Here is a 21,408-nt window from a genome sequence, read left to right as displayed (position 1 = left end):
GAAGATAAGAAGATAAGAAGATAAGAAGATAAGAAGATAAGAAGATAAGAAGATAAGAAGATAAGAAGATAAGAAGATAAGAAGATAAGAAGATAAGAAGATAAACGCTGGGCACAAAAAAAGCGCCTAAGGCGCTTTCTTATATTTCAATGGTGTAGCTTATCTCAGTGTTGCTTGGGAGAGTTTTGCTCTCATTTCCATCTCACCAATATTGAACTGGCGAACATCCATGGTCGCGATATCATTGCAATCTTTACATGCATGATGGCACTTACCATCTAGGTAGTCGTGCTTTTTTACTAGGCTTGGCTTTTTGCACCAATCACAAACGCCTTCTATTGTGAACATATTCTCTCCTCACCTGTTTAAGTCAGGTGTATTTTCGGCGCAAATTATGACACAACAGAGACCTATTAGTTAATAGTTTGTTACTCGTTTTTGAGAAGGTGATCGATTGCAACACTAATAAAATCGATATCTCTGGGAGATGGAAAGATAAAGGTGTGTAGTTGTTTACGATTTTGTAACACTTTGTAAGATCGTTTTTAGCGCACTGTTCAAACGTTTCATTTCTTCGTCACATCCCTGACCATCAGGGTGGTAAATCTTTGATAGTTGTTTATATCTCACCTTAATACTTTTCTGATTAGGAATAGAGCTTGGCGTGTAGCCAAATAGTGCACAGGCTAACTGTAAATTGTTCGAACTTTTTTGGCCTTTTTGTTTCTTCAATTCGTTGAACATGGTCTGCAATTGACGTTTTTGCTGCTTAATGGCGCGGTTCTTCTCGCTTAGTTGCGCTTCGAGTGCCTGCTTCTGCGTTCCCAAGTCACTCGATTTTAGAATCTCTCTTTTTCGCGAGATCACCAGAGTCGCGCTGATACTCACGATAACAATCAGTAACGCTAAAGCAGCACCAATCATATAGTCAGAGCCAGTTAGGCTAGAGCTGGAGAGGTTAGATTGCACTTGGTTAGATTGTATTTGCTGAGATGCTCCCTGACTGTTGTCTATTTCAGAGCCGATACCCTCGTCGAGCTGTTCGATTGAAGAGATCTGTTTTGCACGTTGTTGGTTGAACTGTGCTTCAAGAACACGGTTGTAGCCATCTTCCGCGTCTGGGTTGTTTGGCAACGCTGCTTCATACCAAAGTTGTGCGGAGTCTAGTGGGCTGAGTAGCTCGTGTTCTGGGGAAGATTCGTAGAGCTTGGCGATTTCTAGTGTCGCTTGCTTGTTCCCTTGCAATGCGGTTTTGATAAACCATTCCAAGGCTAATTTGTTATCGGGCTCACCACCCGTTCCGGCCAAGTAAAGTTCAGCCAATCTGAACTGTGCATCTGCATTGCCGTTTTCCGCGGATTGTGAATACCAATAGAATGCGTCATCGATGTTTTTAGAGACGCCTATCCCTAATTCATACGCTTGTGCTAATTGATATTGTGATGCCGAGTCTTTAGGTGATGAATCTGCTGCGCTACGTCCTTCACTGTTATTTGCCGCATGGGCGAGGGAGGAAAGCAATAAAACAAGGGCTAGAAGCAGTGTTCTCAGGGGCGATGATGTTAGAAAGTTGGATAGGATAAGCAAAAGATAAGTCTCGTAAAAAGCCCAGTGCCGATATCAGTATCAAGACGCTATGTAGTGAATAGTAAAGTCGTACAGCTTTAAATAGGCCATACGACTGACAAGCCACTATATAGCGGTTATTTCAATAGATAAAGGAGGCTGGGCTTTAATCGTGCTACTTAAGTGGCAAGATTTGAATCTCTACGCGTCGGTTACAAGCTCGGCCTTGAGATGTGTTGTTGTCGCATAGTGGGTAACGTTCGCCGTTACCACGAGCAATGGCACGGCCTGCAGCTACGTCTTGAGAGATCAAGAATGCACGAACAGATTCAGCACGGCGCTCAGAAAGGATTTGGTTCGTCGACTCGCTGCCAGTGCTGTCAGTGTGACCTTCGATTACTAGGCTAGTGTCTGGGTATTCAACTAGGATACGCGCAACACCACGAAGTGTATTGTGAATGCTTGATTCAAGCGCGTAAGAACCAGAATCGAAACCAATGCCGTTTTCAAGGCGAAGTAGAAGTTGGTTTTCGCCAACACGCTCTACTTGAACACCTGAGTTCATCAGTTCTTCACGAAGTGCCGCTTCTTGTCGGTCAAAGTAGTAACCAATACCACCGCCAACAGCAGCACCGCCGGCAGCACCAATAAGAGCACGTTTACCACGGTCTTTAGAGTCACCGGTAGCAGCACCAGCAACGGCACCAGCGATTGCACCAATTAGAGCGCCTTGAGTTGCAGAGTTAGTCTCAGATTCGCCAGTAGTAGCGTTTTGGCGTTGAGTTGCCTGACAACCCGTAAGTGCGACAGTAAGCGCTAGGGCTAGTGTGATTTTTTTCAACGTATTTTCTCCATCATGTACTTCTGTCAAACGTATGGATTACGAATGACAAACATATAGTCCTGTAGGTCCTATTGATGGTTTTTATCAATACGCTGAAGCAATGTAAAGCGGCTCTATGATTTAGATATCTTTTTAGGTGCCTGTGCCCCGGCAACTGGTCGATTAACAGACAATTTACGGCCTTTCTTCAAGCCAACTTCGTAATCAGCGGTGAGATTTTTCATCGCCTCTTTAAGTTGTTGTTTGAAGGTTTCGCGGTCGATATTTTTGAACTCTTTATCGATGTAGTTATTGATTTTGTTGTTCGACTCGTCGTCTGGTGTGATCGTCGGTAGTTTTTCAAGCGCACCTTCAACCCAACCTGATACAAAGGAATTCACGCGACGGGTTACTTCTAATGTACCCGTACCAGACCCCGCAAAGCTGTTGCGGAATTGGCCAGTATGTTCATTCAGTTCACGATAGATGATATCGAAAGCAAAGGCTGCAAAGATGGCACGATCGGCTTCACCGATGAACTCTACACGCTTGAGACCTTTATGGTTCAGCAGTACAGCTTCTACGCCAAATTTAGTGTTGATACCACGAATAACACGCAGCAGTGTTGAGCTGATATTTGCGGGTAACAGGTGCGTGGATTGAGTCTTGCCCATCTTGATAAATTCAATATCGTCTTTTTCGAGACCATATTTCAGCATCAAGTTATGCGCCATTTTGATTGCATTGGCAGCTTCGTTGACGTTAGCAGAATTACCAAGCTCAAGACACTTAGCTATTTTCTTTAGGGCTTTTTTCTTATCCATCGACTACTTAATCATTACCGCAAATTTTGAAAAGTCCGACATTTTACATGTTTTGGCGGGTAACAGAAAGCAAAACTCACTCAGTGGGCGAGTTGGGTTCGTAACAATTAATTAAGCAAAACGGACTTTGGAGCATAAACAAAAACGCCATCAAGAAGATAGATGGCGTTAGTGACAGGGTTTTTGGTAATGACTAGAGCATTCGCAAACTAGATACCCAGTTCATCAAGCAGATCGGCTGCTGAATCATTGCCTGAGCTTTGTGTTGGCTTATTACCTTCCTGCATCTTTTTCTGAGTTGCTTCAAGAATGCTGTCTGGACACTCGTCTTCTGCAATCTCAAATTCTTCTAGTTGGATGAACTCTGTTTTGTCCATAGCCAGCTCAAGGTAGAAGATATTATTGTTTTCAGTTGAGAAGGTCACACGACGAGCCTGTGGGCGATCAAGGTTAGTATCAACAGAAAGGTTTACTTGCTTGTTCAGTGCCAGCATCTTCGGTTGGTTTTGAGTGATGTTAGTTTGCAGCTCTTTGCGGATCTTATTAGTGAAGTCACCAACTAGCTGGTTCATTAATTCACCTAGTACGTCACCCACTTCATCAGATGTATGCAGCACAGCCAGTTCATTTTCCGGCATGCCCATGTTACGCATGTAATTGGTGTAGATCTCTAATGCGGCTTTCGACGTAAAATTGATAACAACAAGACCAGAAAAGCCTCCGTCAAATAGAACGAAGCAGCCAAAATCTGGCTTTAGGCTTGTCTTATTGATCTTTTGAACCATGGCTGAATAGGACACCTGAGAAGCCGTTGCTGATGTAAGTACGCTTGAGACTGATTGGCATAGCTTAAGAAGAATATCTTCAGTGGTGACTGTTTTATTTTTTTTCATTTTGATGTGCTCGTGGAGATGTCTTAAACAAAATGTTATTCAATATTTTGTTACTGAATTAAGACGAAAGTGACTATTTCTCCATTCTTGCACTGAGATTCTGATTTGATCACCTTTTTATATGATCTTAATAGTAGTAAAGTGACGAAATTCAAAGAAAATTATTAAAAATCTCAGATAACCCAATGCTGATAGGATCAGCGAAGTAGGGGCAGGAAGCAAATGTTACCAAGACTTCAACTCAATGCTGATGTCGATCCAGTTGTTGTACGCTTTTTAGATGAACTAAAAACAGCGGGCTTTACTGGCGACATTGAATCTCAATATTCTAGCCGTTTGGCGGTCGCGACTGATAACAGTGTCTATCAGCAATTGCCCCAAGCTGTCATTCTTCCCAAAACAACACACGACGTTGTGCTTATCGGTAAAGTGGGTTCTAAATCTGCTTATGAACGCGTGACTTTTTCTCCTCGTGGTGGCGGTACCGGAACCAATGGACAATCCTTAACTAAAGGGGTTGTGGTTGATTTATCACGCTACATGAATCAGGTTTTTGAGATTAATGAGAAGGAAGGTTGGGTACGAGTTCAGTCGGGCATCGTTAAAGATCAATTGAACGACGCGGTTCGCCCTTACGGTTACTTTTTCTCTCCAGACCTTTCGACAAGTAACCGAGCGACACTTGGTGGCATGATTAACACTGATGCATCAGGCCAAGGGTCATTGAAGTACGGTAAAACATCTGACCATGTGTTGTCTTTGCAAGCGGTATTCGCCGATGGTTCGTGTTTAGAATCTGATTTATCGCATGGCTTACCGGAAGAGGGTGAGTTTGCTCATCATGCGCTTGCGGTTAGCGAAGCGGTGTGTCGTGAAAAACGCACTCAAATCCTCGATAAATTCCCACCATTGAACCGCTTCTTGACGGGCTACGACCTTAAGAATGCTATCAATGATGATGACAGCTTTGACCTTACTCGTGTGCTATGTGGCGCAGAAGGCTCTTTAGCATTTATTACTGAAGCAAAGCTAAATCTAACCCCAATCCCGAAAGCGCGAACTCTGGTTAACGTGAAATACAACACGTTTGATTCTGCGCTGCGTAATGCACCGTTCATGGTTGAAGCGAAGGCTCTCTCTGTAGAGACGGTCGACTCACGAGTATTGAACTTAGCGAAGCAAGATATTGTTTGGCACACCGTGAGTGACCTGCTGACGGACGTTCCTAACAAAGAGATGCTTGGCATCAACATGGTTGAGTTTGCGGGCCAAGATGAAGCGGAAGTTGAACAGCAAGTTCAATCGCTGACAGCCAAACTTGAAACCATGGTTGAGAGCGAAGAAGCGGGCGTGATTGGCTTCCAAGTGTGCAGCGATTTGGCGAGCATTGGTCGAATCTACAACATGCGTAAAAAAGCGGTAGGCCTATTAGGTGCGGCGAAAGGTCGTGCTAAGCCAGTCGCTTTTGCTGAAGATACTTGTGTACCACCTGAAAACTTGGCTGATTTCATCGCTGAATTTAGAGTGTTACTTGATTCGAAAGAGCTGAATTACGGCATGTTCGGTCACGTTGATGCGGGTGTTCTACACGTTCGCCCGGCTCTTGACCTATGTGACCCAATGCAAGAAGCCTTGATGCACGAAGTCTCTGATGAAGTGGTTAAGCTGGTGGCGAAATATGGCGGCTTAATGTGGGGTGAGCACGGTAAAGGCTTCCGCTCTGAGTACGGTCCTGACTTCTTCGGTGAAGAGCTGTTTACCGAGCTTCGACGTGTTAAAGCGGCATTCGACCCACATAATAAGATGAACCCAGGCAAGATCTGTACACCTTTAGAAAGTGATGCTGAGTTGGTGAAAGTGACCGACACCAAGCGCGGTTTCTATGACCGCCAGATCGACGTTCAAGTGCGTGACAGCTTTAAGCAAGCGATGGAGTGTAACGGCAACGGCTTGTGCTTTAACTACGACACGAGCTCGCCAATGTGTCCATCAATGAAAGTGACTGCTGATCGTCGCCATTCACCAAAAGGTCGTGCTGGTTTAGTCAGAGAGTGGTTGCGTCAGTTGACTGAGCAGGGCGTGGATATTCTCGATTTAGAGCAAGAAGCACTAAAAGATGATACTCCGGTCAAAACCATGGTTGAGCGAGTTCGCAATACCATGAACAAACGCCATGAGTACGATTTCTCGCACGAAGTACATGAAGCGATGAATGGTTGTCTTGCATGCAAAGCGTGTGCAAGCCAGTGTCCGATTAAAGTTGATGTGCCAAGTTTCCGCTCACGATTCTTAAATATCTATTACTCTCGCTACCAACGCCCTGCGAAAGATTACTTGGTGGCTAACATTGAAACCATGCTGCCACTCATGGCGAAAGCGCCGAAAGTTATCAATGCAGCATTGGGTCAAAAGTGGGTTCAATCTGCAACTGCGAAAACGGTCGGTTATGTTGATGCGCCGCTGATGTCGGTACCTACGCTGAAAAATCGTTTAGCGAGTAAAGAGCTACAACTTTTTGATATTCAATATCTAGAAGGGCTCTCTTCGGAAGAGAAGCAACAGCATGTATTGATTGTCCAAGACCCGTTCACTAGCTTCTATGATGCAGAAGTGGTTGAAGACTTTGTCACTTTAGCTCAAAAGCTTGGCAAAACACCTGTGCTACTGCCGTTTAAACCAAATGGTAAAGCTTTGCACATTAAGGGCTTCTTAAGTCGTTTTGCACGCGAGGCGAAATCCACTTCTGATTTCTTGTCGATGGTGGCTGATATTGGTATTCCATTAGTGGGTGTCGATCCGGCTTTGGTACTTTGTTACCGCGATGAATATGTCGAGATCTTAGCGGACAAGCGTGGTGACTTTGATGTGCTCACTGTTCATGAATGGTTATTACCATCGCTCGGTGACTATGAAGCGCGCTCGGCAAGTGAAGATATGTGGTATTTATTCTCTCACTGTACCGAGAAAACCAAGATGCCAAATGCTGAAAAAGAGTGGGGCGCTATCTTCCAACACTTTGGAGCAGCACTGACTAGCGTACCAGTTGGCTGTTGTGGCATGGCGGGGACGTTTGGACATGAAGTCGATAAGTTACAAATGTCGAAAGACATCTACGGTTTAAGTTGGAAGCCAAGGATTCAAGACTTACCAAAAGAGCGCTGTTTAGCAACAGGATACTCTTGCCGTAGCCAAGTTAAGCGTTTTGAAGGTGAGAAGCTCGCCCACCCATTACAGGTACTCGCACAAATTCTTTAAACTATTTAGCCCAGCAATTGCTGGGCTTTTTTCTAAACTAACAATGGAATTGTTAATAAGGAAAGCTATGAAATTTCTTGAGTTGAAAGTCCCACCAGTTGCTCTGTTTATATTGGTTTTAGTCGCCTCTTATTTCAGTGCGCAACAGTTGAGTACAGGCGCGATAGGGATGCCGTTTAAGTTCATCATTCTTGGTGTCGGAATCGTTTTGAGCGGCGTTATTGGCTTATCTGGCATTTGGGAGTTTCGAAAACAGAAAACTACCGTTAATCCAATTAAAGTCGAAACCGCTTCTACCGTCGTTGATAGCGGGATTTATGGATACACGCGAAACCCAATGTATTTAGGCCTTTTCATCTTACTGTTCTGCTTTGGCTACTTCTTTCAAAATATTTTCAGCGTCTTGTTGAGTTTTGCTTTTGTTGTCTACATGAATCAGTTCCAAATCAAACCAGAAGAGCGAGCACTAGAGCAATTATTCGGTGCTGAATATGTTGATTACAAACAAAAGGTTAGACGTTGGGTTTAACAAACCTCGTTAAAATAAACCTACAGGATAAGAATTATTATCATTTAATCGATACCTATCACACTTCATTATGATTTTGGTTTTATATTTACTTTTTATAAAATAGCCTGCCCGTATTATTAATATAGATAAAAGGCTAGGTAATGAAAATTGTTCAGGCTAAATGGTTGTCGTTAGGCTTCTGTGTAGTGGGTCTGTCCTCAACATCGGCGTTGGCAGATGTTTCAGCTCGAATTATAAACGGTAAAGAAGCAACACAAGGGAATTGGCCATTTATGGCTGCACTAGTCTCAAGAAACGTGAACGCTTATGACGGTCAGTTTTGTGGTGCGAGCTTCATTGGCGAGAGATATGTCCTCACGGCTGCTCACTGTGTAGACGGTAATGGTCGTGAAGATCTCGATGTGGTGATTGGCGTATCCAACCTCTCTGCCTCTCAAGCTGCACAGCATAGATATGCGGTTGAGAATATTTATGTACATCAATACTATAACTCTGTAGTTACAGGCAATGATATAGCTATTATCGAGCTCGTCGATAAGCCATCGGAGCCTGTGGTTAACCTCGTTGATGGTTATGTTCGAGGTAACCTGAATGATGGTCAGATGCTAACGGTGATGGGATGGGGAGATCAGGACGCATCAGATGGATATGCATCTAAGAGTGAACTATACCAAGTCAACGTTCCTTTAGTTAACCAGTATGAATGTAATAGTGTTCCTCACAGTGGCTATGCCTTTATTGGCAGTGATGCATTCTGTGCGGGGTACAGTGATGGTGGTTATGACTCTTGTCAGGGTGACAGTGGTGGCCCAATCGTTGTTTCGACAAATGGAACATATGAGCAACTGGGCATTGTAAGCTGGGGTAAAGGCTGTGCACAGGCCAACGCCTACGGAGTCTATACCAATATTAGTTATTTTGATGATTGGATTAATGAGCAGAAAGCAGGGTTTAGTTATCGTCAAATAGAAATGCTAGGTGCAAGATTATTGGCGCCTATCTCACATACTTTTGAATTTACCAACAAGTCTGATCAAAATATCGAAGTAAATCATGTTTCTCCTGTTTCTTATCACGACACCGTTATAACGGACAACGGATGTAGCACTTTAACAGCGGGACAAAGCTGTGAAGTAGTGGTGAGTTATAACCTGAACTCAATTGGCGAACATGAGTTTGGCATTAATGTTGACACTGATTCACTATTGGGCACGGTCACATCAAAGGCTTCTGTGATAGGAGCGAGATCTGTAACGAATACTGTGGACTCTCATGTGAGTGTTCCAAACAGTGGTGTTTACAGCACACAAGCGTGGGATACCGAAGGATCAATAATCGTCTCTCCATCAATAGGTAGCAGCGAATCGACAATGTTGGTTGTAGAGGGGATACCCACCGGTACAGTCTCTTTCGATGTGACGGTATCGTCTGAATTGGATCATGATTACCTTGAGCTTTATATTAACGGTCAAGAATTCGACAAAGAATCAGGTCAGCTTTCTGGTTCAGTGAACTTGCCGATGGTAAGGGATTCCAACAACAGCCTTATGATTAAATATGTGAAAGATGGCTCGATTTCTTACGGGGATGACAGAGTTACGATTAAAAACTTTGCTTATACCGATGAAATAAAGATATCTAAATCAGAGGGTACGCAGAATGCGAAAAGCTCTGGTAGCAGTGGCGGTTCTCTGGCTTGGCATTGGTTATTTGTGCTTTTAGGCGGTGCGATCGTACGTAAGTCATTTTCACCACTGAAGATGAAAGGTGATCAGTAAGCTATACTAATGACGTTAACTTAAGACTGATAGCCAACTTATCAACTGTAGTTAAAAGCGAAAAGCCTAGCATGATGAAATCAGCTGGGCTTTATTGAGCTGAATTCACGGTTATAGCTACCACCAATTTCCGTCTCTAACTTGGTATCAATCAGTTCCAAATCAAACCAGAAGAGCGAGCACTAGAGCAATTATTCGGTGCAGAATATGTTGATTACAAACAAAAAGTTAGACGTTGGGTGTGATTTGTTCTGTGGGGTAGTGAGTTAACCAACCATTAATATCAGTTCCGTTCTCAAGGTAAGCCATATTTTGGCGTACTCACCATTTATATTTATTATTTATCAAATAACCTGCCCGCCATTATTAAAACAAATGAAAGGTTAGGTAATGAAAGTTATCCAGACAAAATGGCTGCCATTAAGTATTTATGCGGTTGGCCTCTCTTCAATGCCGGTATTGGCAGATATCTCCCCTCAAATTATCAACGGTAACGAAGCGACAAAAGGTAGTTGGCCATTCATGGTCGCACTTGTTTCAAAAAACATGGACGCCTACGAAGGGCAGTTCTGCGGTGCAAGTTTTATTGGTGAGCGATATGTACTCACAGCAGCGCACTGTATCGAAGCAAGCAGTAGCCAAGATTTTGAGGTTGTCATTGGTCTCTCTGATCTTTCTTCACCCAACGTAGAGAAGCACCGCTATTCCGTCGAGCAAGTTTATGCTCATGAAAGCTATACTCAAGAGCCTGCGAGTAATGATATTGCCATTATTGAGCTTAGTGATAAGCCCATGGAATCTGCGGTTGACCTAGTCGATGGTTATGTCCGTGATAACTTGAGTGCAGGTCAGATGTTAACCGTCATAGGTTGGGGCGACCAGAATTCGTCGCAAGAGCAATACTCATCCACGAGCCAGTTGCATCAAGTGAATGTTCCGTTAGTTAGTCAGCGAGATTGTAACCTTGGTCAAGGAGATGGATATTCAGATATTGGTGCTGATGCTTTTTGTGCTGGTTACAAAGAAGGCGGCCGCGATTCATGTAGTGGGGATAGCGGTGGCCCAATCATGTTGTCCACCAACAATGGTCACTACGAACAGTTAGGTCTTGTGAGTTGGGGAGAAGGTTGCGCACAGCCAGAGGCATACGGTGTCTACACCAACATAAGCCACTTTGCTGACTGGATAGGTACGAAGACGGCAGGCTTTAGCTACCAAACTAAAGTGATGCTAGGCGCTCGACCTTTGGGCCCAATTGAACACAAGTTTGAATTTACGAACAAATCCGATCAAGAGATTAACGTAACTGACGTATCTTTGGCTGTCGGTACAAACGATCCCATAACCTACAATGGTAGTGCGATTATAAAGAGTAACAGTTGCGGGACGTTATCGCCGAATGAAGGGTGTGATGTGGTTGTAAGCTACAACATAGACTCAGTGGGTAACCATGATTTTGGTATCAAGGTGTCAACCGACTCACTAGCCGGTGTGGTGACATCAAAGGCACATGCTATTGGCGCGAATGAGGTTTCTAATACGGTGAATTCACTCGTCACGATACCTAAGAATGCAGTCTACAGCACAGAAGCTTGGGATGTTGAAGGGGATACGATAGCGTCACCGGATATTGGTAATAGCCAGTCCACCGCATTCATTGTCGACGGGATCCCAGCTGGTACCGTATCTTTGGATCTCACCGTCTTTTCTGAAGAAGATCGTGACTACATGGAGATCTACATTAACGGCTTTGAAGTTGGCGCGTTTGCAGGCCTATTATCTGGCACTGTTGAACTGCCAATGGCGAGAGCTAAAGACAATAGCTTCATGATTGCGTACAGCAAAGATGGGGTGGGATCTGCAGGGCATGACAGAGTGACCATTAAGAACTTTGCTTATAGTAATGAGATTAAAGAGCTAAGCTTGGTGGAAGATCCAACTACCAAAAAGACAGGTGGTTCAATGGGTTGGTATTGGCTGGCGATGCTGTTAGGTGGCACGATGATGCGTAAGTCACTTTCGTCATTAAAGAGGAAAGGTACTCAGCAAATAACTGTGACTTAAACCAATATTTATTGTTTAGAATGAAAAAAGCCCAGCTTGAGGATATCAAGCTGGGCTTTTTAATTCTGTGTTGGCTTACTTAAGCGGCAGCCGCGAACTGAGCTAGAAACATCTCTTTGCGCTCGTTGAAGCGGTTTACTAGGTCGTCTACAGAAGCTTGGTCGTATGGCTTAAGGCCACTTGCTACCATGCGCTTCACGCCTTTACCGACTACTTCGCCATCTTCTTTGAAATCGAAGTTCAGGGTCACGATGCCGCGCTTGCCTTCAACGTCAAAAGTCGCACCAGAGAATTCAACTTCTGGGTGAGAAAGGTCTAGGCGAGTAAACTCAACTTCCATGCTCTCGTAAATCACAAGAGGACGTTGGCAGTTGATCATCATTTGTTGCTCTTCCATAAGAGGAACCATGATGTGAGGGAAGTTCATACCAGAGAACTTAACGTAGTTTGTTACTACGTGCTCGATGAATGCTTGATCGTGGCTCTTCTCACCTTCACAAGACATGTGTAGGTACTCTTTACCATTTGCATCGATAAGTGAGCTCTCTTTTTCACACTTGTTATCAACGCTTAACGCAATACCGTTACCAACCATACCTGAAAAATCAAAACGCATTTTTTGGCTGATGCCTTCTTTTTGCAGAAGAACCGCAAATAAAAGATCGCCAGGAACACAGAAGCGCTTGTTGTCTTCATCGTGAATTGGGTTGAAATCGCCAGCTACTTTTTTAGCAAAGTGACTTGCTTGTTCACGAGTGAATTGAAATTGATTGTCTTCAGTAGAAAAGTAAGGTGTCAGAAACATAGTATCGCTATTAGTCATCAAATCTGGGGTGGATTATAGCTAACTAACTTCGATCTAATGGTCTATCCAGTTAACTTTGCTTATATATCAGTCAATTAGATAGATACGTTGGATGGTATGTGGCAGTTTTACAGGGGATATGGTGACTGGCTCAATGCAACAAGGGCTAATCGATAGCCCTTGTTTATATGACGTGTTATTTCACGACTTAAAAGCTACACAAAATACCTTCAGGCATTAAGTGGTTGTGCACAGACAATTTGAGCAATAAGTTAGCTTGCTCGATGTCCGGTGCGAAGTAGCGGTCTTTGTCGTAGAAGCTGACTTTTTCACGCAGGATCTGTTTCGCTTCTTCTACTCGAGGTGAAGAGAGGTTTGGCGCTCTAAAATCCAAGCCTTGCGCTGCCGCTAAATACTCAACTGCCAAGATTCCACGAGTGTTCTCTGCCATGTCACGGAGACGACGACCAGCAAAGGTTGCCATAGACACATGATCTTCTTGGTTAGCGGACGTTGGCAAGCTGTCTACAGAAGCTGGATGAGCCAGTGTTTTGTTCTCACTAGCTAGTGCTGCTGAGGTAACCTGGGCAATCATAAAGCCAGAGTTAACGCCGCCATTGTCGACTAAGAACGGTGGAAGTTTACTTAGCGCGCTATCAATCAGCAGTGCCATTCGACGTTCTGACAAACTACCGATTTCAGCAATGGCTAAGGCTAAGTTATCTGCGGCCATAGCAACGGGTTCTGCGTGGAAGTTACCACCCGAAATGATGTCACCATCGTCCGCAAAGACCAGTGGGTTGTCCGATACGGAATTCGCTTCAACCATCAGTGTTTCTGCTGAGTTGCGGATCTGCTGTAGACACGCGCCCATCACTTGAGGCTGACAACGCAGTGAGTAAGGGTCTTGAACCTTTTCACAACACGTGTGTGACTCACCAATTTCACTCTTTTGGTCAAGCAGATGACGGTAAGCAAGCGCAGCGTCCATTTGTCCACGGTGACCACGAACGCGGTGAATACGAGGATCAAATGGGCGGCGGCTACCTAGTGCAGCTTCAACTGACATAGCGCCACATACTGTCGCAGACGCGAACAAGTCTTCTGCTGCGAATAGGCCTTCTAAGGCGAATGCGGTGGAGGCTTGCGTACCGTTGAGTAGCGCTAAACCTTCTTTAGGAGCGAGTGTGATTGGCTCTAGCCCTGCGATCTTCATTGCTTCCAAACCAGTAATGATTTTACCGTTGTGACGAGCTTGGCCTTCACCAAGTAGAACGGTACTCATGTGGGCTAGGGGAGCGAGGTCGCCAGATGCACCTACTGAGCCTTTTTGTGGCACACAAGGGTAAACCTGCGCGTTCACTAGATCGATCAGGGCATTGATCACCTTGAGTCGAATACCTGAGTAGCCACGAGACAAGCTGTTAATCTTGAGTACCATCATCAAGCGCACGGTTTCGTCAGACATGAATTTGCCGATGCCTGCTGCGTGAGACAGCACGATACTTTTCTGCAGAACTTCGAGATCTTCTGGGGCGATCTTGGTGTTCGCCAGTAAGCCAAAGCCCGTGTTGATGCCATAAACAGTGCGGTCTTCAGCGATCACTTGCTCTACAACTTGCATGCTCGCTTCAATATCTGGAATGGCTGCAGGGTCTAGCGACAAATTCACCGGACTGCGGCTGATTTTACGCAGTTCAGATAGACCTAGATGTCCTGGTTTAAGTAATAAATTCAACATGTTTTCTCCAGACATTAAAGGCGACGAAGTTCTTCGTTTAGCATAGGTAAATCAAGTTTCTGTTCTTTCGCACACTGCTTAGCAATGTCGTAACCCGCATCCGCATGACGCATAACGCCTGTTGCTGGATCATTGTGAAGTACGCGAGCAATACGTTGTGATGCATCTTCAGAACCATCACAACAAATCACCATACCTGAGTGTTGCGAGAAGCCCATACCAACGCCGCCACCATGGTGTAAAGAAACCCAAGTTGCGCCGCCTGCAGTGTTTAGCAGTGCATTCAATAAAGGCCAATCTGATACGGCATCTGAACCATCCATCATGCCTTCTGTTTCACGGTTCGGACTCGCTACAGAACCTGAATCTAGGTGGTCACGGCCGATAACTACTGGTGCTTTCAGTTCGCCATTTTTCACCATTTCATTGAAGGCCTGACCTAAGCGCTCACGATCTTTCAAGCCAACCCAACAAATACGAGCTGGTAGGCCTTGGAACTGAATGCGTTCACGCGCCATATCTAGCCAGTTGTGCAGGTGAGGGTTGTCTGGAATCAGTTCTTTTACTTTTTGGTCTGTTTTGTAGATGTCTTCTGGATCACCAGAGAGAGCAGCCCAACGGAAAGGACCTACGCCCTCGCAGAATAAAGGTCGTATATATGCCGGAACGAAGCCTGGGAAATCAAACGCGTTTTCTACGCCTTCTTCCAGTGCCATTTGACGAATGTTGTTGCCGTAATCCACGGTTGCAGCGCCGCGATATTGCAGGTCTAGCATCGCTTGAACTTGAATCGCCATCGATTGTTTCGCTGCTTTTACTACTTTCGATTCATCAATGGTGCGCTCTTGTGCGGCTTTCTCCATCGTCCAACCTTGCGGCAAATAGCCATTCAGAGGATCGTGGGCAGAGGTTTGGTCAGTAACGACATCTGGCGTGATGTTGCGCTCTACTAATTCAGGGAACACATCTGCAGCGTTACCTAGCAGGCCAACAGAAATAGGTGTGTCAGACTCTTTAATGATAGCCATCGCTTCATCTAAGCTGGTGGCTTTCTTGTCTACATAACCAGTACGCAGGCGGTAATCGATTCGTGATTCATCGCATTCAACCGCAATCATTGAGAAGCCAGCCATGGTAGCTGCTAGAGGTTGAGCGCCGCCCATGCCGCCAAGGCCACCTGTAAGTACCCATTTACCTTTTGCTTCGCCTTGGAAGTGTTTCTTCGCGATAGCGACAAAGGTTTCGTAAGTACCTTGAACGATGCCTTGTGAACCGATGTAGATCCAGCTACCTGCAGTCATTTGGCCGTACATCATCAAGCCTTCTTTATCGAGCTCGTTGAAATGTTCCCAGTTTGCCCAGTGTGGAACAAGGTTCGAGTTAGCGATTAACACGCGAGGTGCGTTTTTATGAGTCGGGAACACGCCTACAGGTTTACCAGACTGAACAAGTAATGTTTGGTCGTCTTCTAAACGCTCTAATACTTCAACAATCTTGTCGTAACATTTCCAATCACGTGCTGCACGACCAATACCGCCATACACAACCAGTGCATGTGGGTGTTCTGCCACATCAGGATCTAGGTTGTTCATTAGCATACGAAGGGGTGCTTCTGTTAACCAAGATTTTGCGCGCAAAGTGGTGCCATGAGGTGCGCGAATTTCGCGAGTCGTGTCGAGACGAGGGTCACTGTTGTGGTGTTCCGTCATTTTGAAATTCCTTCTGTTTCACGTTATATCGTTGTAGTTGTATTTATCTATATAGCTGGCTTATTCACTGGCCATTGCACTGGCAATATCCCAACACAAACGAGCCGCCAATCGAGCCGTTTGGCCGTCGACGTCGTAGTCTGGGTTATATTCCGCAATGTCCGCGATAATGAGTTTCTCACTGTGTTTAAAAATCTGTTCTAGGAAAGGCGCGAGCGCTTCATAGCTAACGCCTCTTGCTGCTGGGGCACTAACACCCGGCGCAGTCGCCGCTGGGAAGACATCGAGATCAATAGTGAGATAGAGGTAATCACACTCAGCGATGAATTTTTGCAACTTAACCAGTTGAGCAATTTGGTTTACTTGGGTGATATCGCGATCGTGTTCGTACCACACACCAAGTTGGTCGGCTTTGTTGAAAAGCGCTTTGGTATTGCTGGCGGCACTTACACCGAGACACGCGTAATGAAATGGCCACTGATGTGTGTGGCAGTATTCGCTAATCTGATTAAAGGGTGTGCCTGAGCTTGGTTTGACGTCAGCGATGTCGCTTTCAAATTCACGAAGGTCAAAGTGACCATCAAAGTTAACGATGCCTATCTTAGGTTTGTGCTCTGGTTGAGTTCTTTGAATATGCTCGGCGAGGCCTTGGAAAGACGCCCAAGCCACTTCATGACCGCCACCTAGGGTAATCACTTTGCTGGTGGATAGCGCATTGGCAATCACAGTAGCGCACTGCTTCTGGCTCACTTCTAATTGATCATCGTTACATTCGATATCGCCAAGATCAGCAAAGCGTGTATCACAGTGCCAAGCCATATTAGCTAACGCTTGGCGAATCAAATTAGGTGCTTGTTTTGCGCCAACACGTCCTTTATTTCTTGCAACACCGGCATCGCTAGCAAAGCCAACCAAGGCAACAGTGTTGTCATTAAGTCCGTCATTTAAATCAGTACTTTGTACTTGCGTGGTAATGTGATGAACACGAGTACCGAGCTCACCATCTTCAAGGTCATTACGCCCCGTCCACACAAAGTTGTGAGTGGTGGATACTGTATTAGTGCAGCTGGATTTAGATTGAGTCATGACAGACCTCGCCATTAACAATGCGCTTATGCAGGTGAGGAACACCAACTTGATAGCTTAAGTCGGCAGGGTGCTCGATATTCCAGATAGCCAAATCAGCAGAGTAACCCACTTCAATTTTGCCTCTGTGTTGCGACTCGCCAATGGCAGCAGCTGCATGGCAAGTTACCCCACGTAATGCTTCTTCTGGGGTTGTACCAAATAGGGTGCAGCTCATGTTCATCATCAACGTTAAGTCCGCAAAGGGGGAAGTGCCGGGGTTTAAGTCGGTCGCGATTGCCATTGGGATGTTGTGCTCGCGAAGTAGGGCAATAGGTGGCTGTTGAGTCTCTTTCAAAAAGTAGAAAGCGCCCGGTAATAAGGTAGCGACAGTACCTGATTCCGCCAGTGCTTTTACTCCGGTTTCATCTAGGTACTCAACATGATCAACAGACAGAGCACCGTATTTCGCGGCAAGCGCACTGCCGCCCATGTTAGAAAGCTGCTCTGTGTGGCCTTTGATCGCTAGCCCATGTTCTTTAGCAGCCGCAAATACACGCTTAGTTTGTTCTAGGTTGAAGCCGATCGATTCACAGAATACGTCGACTGCGTCAGCTAGTCCTTGCTCTGCGGCTTTAGGGATGATCTCTTGGCATACCAGATCAACATAGCGATCGGGTTGTTCTTTATATTCTGGTGGTACAGCGTGTGCTGCGAGTAATGTGGTGGTGACTTTAATACGACGATGGTTTTCTAAGGCTTTAGCAGCACGTAACATTTTAAGCTCGTCATCAAGCGTTAAGCCATAGCCAGACTTTACTTCAACGCTGGTGACACCACTTCTTAGCTGGCCGTCTAATCTAGGCAGCGCCATCTCAACCAGTTCGGCTTCTTTTGCGGCTCGTGTCGCCGTTACCGTCGCTAAAATACCACCGCCTTGCTTTGCGATGTCGGTGTAGGAGACACCATTTAACCGTTGTTCAAATTCATTGGCACGATTACCAGCAAACACCAGATGTGTGTGGCAATCAATCAGCCCTGGTGTCACGAGCTTGTTTTTGCAGTCGTAGATGATGTGATCAACAGAGCGGCTAGCACTCGCCGTTTCACAATGAAGTGACTCATCGCTTGAGTGTGACAGGGATACGATCTTACCGTTCTCAATAACGATATCTTGCGGGGAAGAAGGTTGATAACCGTCAGCTCCCGAGCTCATCGAGACCACTCGTGCATTTTTGAGGATCAAATTCATAATCACCTAGATCTTTGCTAAACAATAAATGTATATACAAATAAATAGGCTAAATACTGACCCGAATCAAGTTGATGTTGCAAAAATGTGATCGGCGATCAGGATGATATTCTTTAATCTAAAACGATCTTAGAGCTTAATTTGTACTTAGAGCCAGGGTGGTAGAGTAATGCAAAGCTGATAAGGCGTTCTTTGCTCCATGTTCTTCTATTAAGAAGCAAGCAAGGTTCTGATTCCGTTAGCTTTAGTGCTTTGCGGATGTTGGAGTCTGGAATGATGGCTTCGACCGTGTGTTCAATCGCACTCAACGGGCAACTTTTGGAAAGGTATTCATTCGGTGTTGAGGTTGAAAAATCTTGTTTTAAGTATTGGGGAGCCGCTTGTGAGTTTACCCAGCGAGCTTCTAGCTGTATCGGTGTGTTGTCGGCGAAGTGGATGATTTCACTATAGAAGACTTCTGCATTGATCATCACACCTAACCGTGTAGCGGTGCTTTCATCAGCCTTGATACTATCGTGTTTGATCACTTGGCTTGTGTAAGTTTGGCCACGGTCTTTGATCTCTTGTGCGATGTTGTTGATATCAAGTAGGGGAGATTGCGCTTTTTCTTCTGGCTCACACACAAAAGTGCCCAGTCTTGGTTTCCGAATTAGCTTGCCTTCAGACACAAGATCTCGAATGGCTTTATTCACCGTCATTCTACTCACGTTGAACTGCTCTGTGAGTTCGAGTTCGGTGGTGATTTGATAGCCAACCGGCCAATGACCATTGCTGATCTTATCGTCTATGAACTGTTTTATTTGCAGGTAGAGCGGCGCTTTCGACATAATGAAACCTTATTTGACTATACAAATAGAGTAACGGATTTTTTCACGATTTCAACATTTCCTCAGAGGATGTGAGCTTGTTCAACATAGATAGCGCAAATGTCTTGATTCTGTGGGGCAAGTGTCGCAAATTGTCACGCAACAACTATTCGTAAATCAGATGATTAGAAAGGGAAAGAATATGTTTAAGAAATTAAAGGCCTCGCTAGGCATAGGTGCAGCTAAGGTCGATACCGTCTTAGATAATATTGACGTTTTCCAAGGTGGCGAGTTGTCTGGTAACGTTCACATCATTGGTGGCGATGTTGAGCAGCAAATCGACATGATTAACTTGGTTCTTAACACAGAAGTGAAAGTCGAAACAGAAGACAGCACCAGCTACGAAACCTTTTCACTTGGCCGTATTCAAGCTGTAGAGCCGTTTGTGATTCAACCCGGCGAAACTAAGTTGGTGCCATTCCGTCTTAAGCTTAATGATGAAACGCCCGTGACTGCGTTGAACGCAAAAATGAATCAGTGCCATGTTTGGGTCGAAACCAACCTAGATATCGGCTTCGCGATTGACCCTAAAGACCGTGATTTCATCTCTGTTCACCCATTACCAACAGTCGCGAAAATCATTCAAGGTGTTGAAGCTTCGGGCATGGCAATGGTGAAAGCAGACGTAGAGAAGGGCTACTTGAAAGGTAACACCTTCGCTTCACGTTCGGGCTGTTACCAAGAGATTGAATTTCGTAGCGGTGGCTTCATGAATAACAAAGAAATCGAGCTGTCATTCATCGTAGATGGTTCTGTGGTTCACTGCTTAGCCGAAATTGACCGTTCACTGAGCTTCCGCGGTGACCAATACATCTCGTTCACTCTGCCTGCGAACGCGGCTGACTCTGACATTCGCAATGCCGTTTCAAGAATCATGAGTGCGTAGTTGCCTCTCTGTTAGTCGTCGCTCTCTCCATTAATAGTGACAGTACAACTTCAAAGCCGAACTTAACTGTTCGGCTTTTTTGATTCTATTGTCTCTAATTAAATAAGATCTACCACTGATGCCGATAAGCCAATTGAAAGGCCACATCGGTCGAGTTGTCCATATTGAAGATGTTCTCGATGATGGAGACCTCGAGTGCCGAGCGTTTCATCACATAGCGATAGCCAAACATCATTTCATTGGCAGCTTCTGATAACTCTGTTTCCCCATAATCAGCGCCTTCATACCACCGGTATTCTATGTGCAATTCGTGGTTTTCAATGAGCGTCAGCTGATAGCCTCCCAGCCAAGACCATGTAACCTTTTTATGTACAAAGCCGTTGTCTGATTCTCGATTAGACTGATTCGCAAAGCCCAAGCTCGAATAGAAGGTATTGATATCGAGTTGGTATGCATAGTTGAGTTGAGCGCTTTGTTCTGTGCTGCTTCCTTTAAATGCTCCGTGACTGACGTTGTTGTGATAAAGCGAGACACCAACAGATAATCCATGGTTCTCTTTCTCTATGATTTGGTATTGGGTGTAGAGCGTCAAAGCGCTGGTCAGTGTATCGCCAGAAAAGTCTCGGATGCTGATATTGTGCTCTGGAGCATAGATGTCGAACTGATGTCTGGCTTTTCGATCTCGTCCGGCTTGGTCGATGCTAAACAGTTCATGGAAGTTAATGGTGATTTTGTCGAGGTGGTTGTTGGCGGCGAAAAGCCAGCGGTAATTCAGTTCTACTTGCCATTCAGGTGTTAATTGCCATCGTAGTCCTGTTTGAAGTTGGTTTTGATAATAGTCTAAATGATAGTCGCGGGAGTTAGCCCAGATACTGGCGGCTGTTAAAGAGGTAAACAGCTCGAGCTTATCCTCTTCTAATGGGAAACCAGAGCGAAGCATCGGTGTAAGGCGAACGGATTGCAGTGGCGCTTGGGTATAACTGATTAAGGGCCCGTAATCCTTATTGGCCCAAGCGCTCGGTGCGTAAGCCACTGTGAGCATTATGAAGGGCAGGGGCGATGTGAGCGATAGAAAAGCCCTTCGTTTCCCCATACACACCTCATCCTTATTTCGGCACACCTATATAGCTTAGTTCGAAATGAACAAACCGAAATAGCTAAGCTGATTAGGCTCATTGTGAAAGGCGCTTTAAAAAGGCGCTTCAAATTGTGGAGGCATAAAAGAAGTGATTCGAGTCTGCATAAGCTGGGCGGCAAAGGGCGACAGAAGTGTCGGGAGAGCCCCTCCGTCATTGTTATTTCATATTTTTTCGTTACAATGCTCTGATACCCACGAGCGAGGCATCTGT

General features: G+C 45.2%; 17 protein-coding genes and 1 pseudogene. 6 read left to right on the top strand and 12 right to left on the bottom strand.

Annotation, left to right across the window (positions count from 1 at the left end):
• Positions 1-159 precede the first annotated feature (159 nt).
• The 5 genes from F0251_RS09045 to F0251_RS09025 form a co-directional block, all read right to left on the bottom strand.
• On the bottom strand, positions 160-348 hold the full coding sequence (locus F0251_RS09045) for a hypothetical protein (protein WP_004738475.1): 189 nt from the start codon (positions 346-348) through the stop codon (positions 160-162).
• Between the two features lie 165 nt (positions 349-513).
• On the bottom strand, positions 514-1,587 hold the full coding sequence (locus tag F0251_RS09040; RefSeq protein ID WP_171730840.1) for a J domain-containing protein: 1,074 nt from the start codon (positions 1,585-1,587) through the stop codon (positions 514-516).
• Between the two features lie 154 nt (positions 1,588-1,741).
• On the bottom strand, positions 1,742-2,407 hold the full coding sequence (locus F0251_RS09035; RefSeq protein ID WP_061032747.1) for an OmpA family protein: 666 nt from the start codon (positions 2,405-2,407) through the stop codon (positions 1,742-1,744).
• Positions 2,408-2,523: 116 nt separating this feature from the next.
• The gene (locus F0251_RS09030) at positions 2,524-3,213 is read right to left on the bottom strand and encodes a DUF2786 domain-containing protein (protein ID WP_061032746.1); all 690 of its coding nucleotides are present in this window, start codon (positions 3,211-3,213) and stop codon (positions 2,524-2,526) included.
• Between the two features lie 209 nt (positions 3,214-3,422).
• On the bottom strand, positions 3,423-4,106 hold the full coding sequence (locus F0251_RS09025; protein WP_008223007.1) for a DUF3334 family protein: 684 nt from the start codon (positions 4,104-4,106) through the stop codon (positions 3,423-3,425).
• Positions 4,107-4,328: 222 nt separating this feature from the next.
• On the opposite strand from F0251_RS09025, the gene F0251_RS09020 reads away from it, so the two are divergent.
• The 5 genes and pseudogenes from F0251_RS09020 (at position 4,329) to F0251_RS09005 (ending at position 11,735) form a co-directional block, all read left to right on the top strand.
• Entirely contained in the window at positions 4,329-7,361 is a 3,033-nt protein-coding gene (locus tag F0251_RS09020; protein ID WP_171730839.1) for an FAD-binding and (Fe-S)-binding domain-containing protein, read from the top strand.
• 67 nt (positions 7,362-7,428) lie between these two features.
• Positions 7,429-7,890, top strand: a complete 462-nt coding sequence (locus F0251_RS09015) for an isoprenylcysteine carboxylmethyltransferase family protein (protein ID WP_171730838.1) — start codon at positions 7,429-7,431, stop codon at positions 7,888-7,890.
• Between the two features lie 149 nt (positions 7,891-8,039).
• Positions 8,040-9,671 carry a trypsin-like serine protease gene (locus tag F0251_RS09010; protein ID WP_171730842.1) on the top strand — a complete coding sequence of 544 codons (1,632 nt, stop codon included), beginning with the start codon at positions 8,040-8,042 and terminating at the stop codon, positions 9,669-9,671.
• A 140-nt stretch (positions 9,672-9,811) separates the two neighbouring features.
• Positions 9,812-9,916: pseudogene (locus F0251_RS24645) on the top strand (isoprenylcysteine carboxylmethyltransferase family protein); the annotation flags it as partial.
• Positions 9,917-10,061: 145 nt separating this feature from the next.
• The gene (locus tag F0251_RS09005; protein WP_171730837.1) at positions 10,062-11,735 is read left to right on the top strand and encodes a trypsin-like serine protease; all 1,674 of its coding nucleotides are present in this window, start codon (positions 10,062-10,064) and stop codon (positions 11,733-11,735) included.
• Positions 11,736-11,814: 79 nt separating this feature from the next.
• Here the strand turns inward: F0251_RS09005 and F0251_RS09000 are convergent, their stop codons facing one another.
• From F0251_RS09000 to hutC, 6 genes are all read right to left on the bottom strand, one after another.
• On the bottom strand, positions 11,815-12,540 hold the full coding sequence (locus tag F0251_RS09000; protein WP_061032742.1) for a DUF3581 domain-containing protein: 726 nt from the start codon (positions 12,538-12,540) through the stop codon (positions 11,815-11,817).
• A 208-nt stretch (positions 12,541-12,748) separates the two neighbouring features.
• On the bottom strand, positions 12,749-14,281 hold the full coding sequence (gene hutH, locus F0251_RS08995) for a histidine ammonia-lyase (protein WP_102424010.1): 1,533 nt from the start codon (positions 14,279-14,281) through the stop codon (positions 12,749-12,751).
• Between the two features lie 14 nt (positions 14,282-14,295).
• On the bottom strand, positions 14,296-15,990 hold the full coding sequence (hutU, locus tag F0251_RS08990; RefSeq protein ID WP_171730835.1) for a urocanate hydratase: 1,695 nt from the start codon (positions 15,988-15,990) through the stop codon (positions 14,296-14,298).
• Positions 15,991-16,050: 60 nt separating this feature from the next.
• Complete coding sequence (gene hutG, locus F0251_RS08985) at positions 16,051-17,076, bottom strand: formimidoylglutamase (protein ID WP_171730834.1); 1,026 nt, start codon at positions 17,074-17,076, stop codon at positions 16,051-16,053.
• Positions 17,063-18,307 carry an imidazolonepropionase gene (gene hutI, locus F0251_RS08980; RefSeq protein WP_171730833.1) on the bottom strand — a complete coding sequence of 415 codons (1,245 nt, stop codon included), beginning with the start codon at positions 18,305-18,307 and terminating at the stop codon, positions 17,063-17,065. Before hutI ends, hutG begins: the two co-directional genes overlap by 14 nt.
• 113 nt (positions 18,308-18,420) lie before the next feature.
• Positions 18,421-19,134, bottom strand: coding sequence for a histidine utilization repressor (hutC, locus tag F0251_RS08975; RefSeq protein ID WP_171730831.1), 714 nt, complete (start codon positions 19,132-19,134; stop codon positions 18,421-18,423).
• A 181-nt stretch (positions 19,135-19,315) separates the two neighbouring features.
• On the opposite strand from hutC, the gene F0251_RS08970 reads away from it, so the two are divergent.
• Positions 19,316-20,059, top strand: a complete 744-nt coding sequence (locus F0251_RS08970) for a sporulation protein (RefSeq protein WP_171730830.1) — start codon at positions 19,316-19,318, stop codon at positions 20,057-20,059.
• Positions 20,060-20,168: 109 nt separating this feature from the next.
• Here the strand turns inward: F0251_RS08970 and F0251_RS08965 are convergent, their stop codons facing one another.
• On the bottom strand, positions 20,169-21,152 hold the full coding sequence (locus F0251_RS08965) for a DUF3187 family protein (protein WP_171730829.1): 984 nt from the start codon (positions 21,150-21,152) through the stop codon (positions 20,169-20,171).
• Between the last annotated feature and the right edge of the window lie 256 nt (positions 21,153-21,408).

The sequence above is a fragment of the Vibrio sp. 070316B genome (assembly GCF_013114115.1).
In the GTDB taxonomy this organism is placed as follows: Bacteria; Pseudomonadota; Gammaproteobacteria; order Enterobacterales; family Vibrionaceae; genus Vibrio; species Vibrio chagasii_B.
This window is presented reverse-complemented; position numbering and strand designations above follow the sequence as displayed.

Coding starts and splice junctions, on each gene's coding strand:
- hutH (WP_102424010.1), bottom strand. CDS start 14,281: ATGTTGAATTTATTACTTAAACCAGGACATCTAGGTCTATCTGAACTG.
- F0251_RS09030 (WP_061032746.1), bottom strand. CDS start 3,213: ATGGATAAGAAAAAAGCCCTAAAGAAAATAGCTAAGTGTCTTGAGCTT.
- F0251_RS09000 (WP_061032742.1), bottom strand. CDS start 12,540: ATGTTTCTGACACCTTACTTTTCTACTGAAGACAATCAATTTCAATTC.
- F0251_RS09025 (WP_008223007.1), bottom strand. CDS start 4,106: ATGAAAAAAAATAAAACAGTCACCACTGAAGATATTCTTCTTAAGCTA.
- hutC (WP_171730831.1), bottom strand. CDS start 19,134: ATGTCGAAAGCGCCGCTCTACCTGCAAATAAAACAGTTCATAGACGAT.
- F0251_RS08970 (WP_171730830.1), top strand. CDS start 19,316: ATGTTTAAGAAATTAAAGGCCTCGCTAGGCATAGGTGCAGCTAAGGTC.
- hutI (WP_171730833.1), bottom strand. CDS start 18,307: ATGAATTTGATCCTCAAAAATGCACGAGTGGTCTCGATGAGCTCGGGA.
- F0251_RS09020 (WP_171730839.1), top strand. CDS start 4,329: ATGTTACCAAGACTTCAACTCAATGCTGATGTCGATCCAGTTGTTGTA.
- F0251_RS08965 (WP_171730829.1), bottom strand. CDS start 21,152: ATGGGGAAACGAAGGGCTTTTCTATCGCTCACATCGCCCCTGCCCTTC.
- F0251_RS09005 (WP_171730837.1), top strand. CDS start 10,062: ATGAAAGTTATCCAGACAAAATGGCTGCCATTAAGTATTTATGCGGTT.
- hutU (WP_171730835.1), bottom strand. CDS start 15,990: ATGACGGAACACCACAACAGTGACCCTCGTCTCGACACGACTCGCGAA.
- F0251_RS09045 (WP_004738475.1), bottom strand. CDS start 348: ATGTTCACAATAGAAGGCGTTTGTGATTGGTGCAAAAAGCCAAGCCTA.
- hutG (WP_171730834.1), bottom strand. CDS start 17,076: ATGACTCAATCTAAATCCAGCTGCACTAATACAGTATCCACCACTCAC.
- F0251_RS09015 (WP_171730838.1), top strand. CDS start 7,429: ATGAAATTTCTTGAGTTGAAAGTCCCACCAGTTGCTCTGTTTATATTG.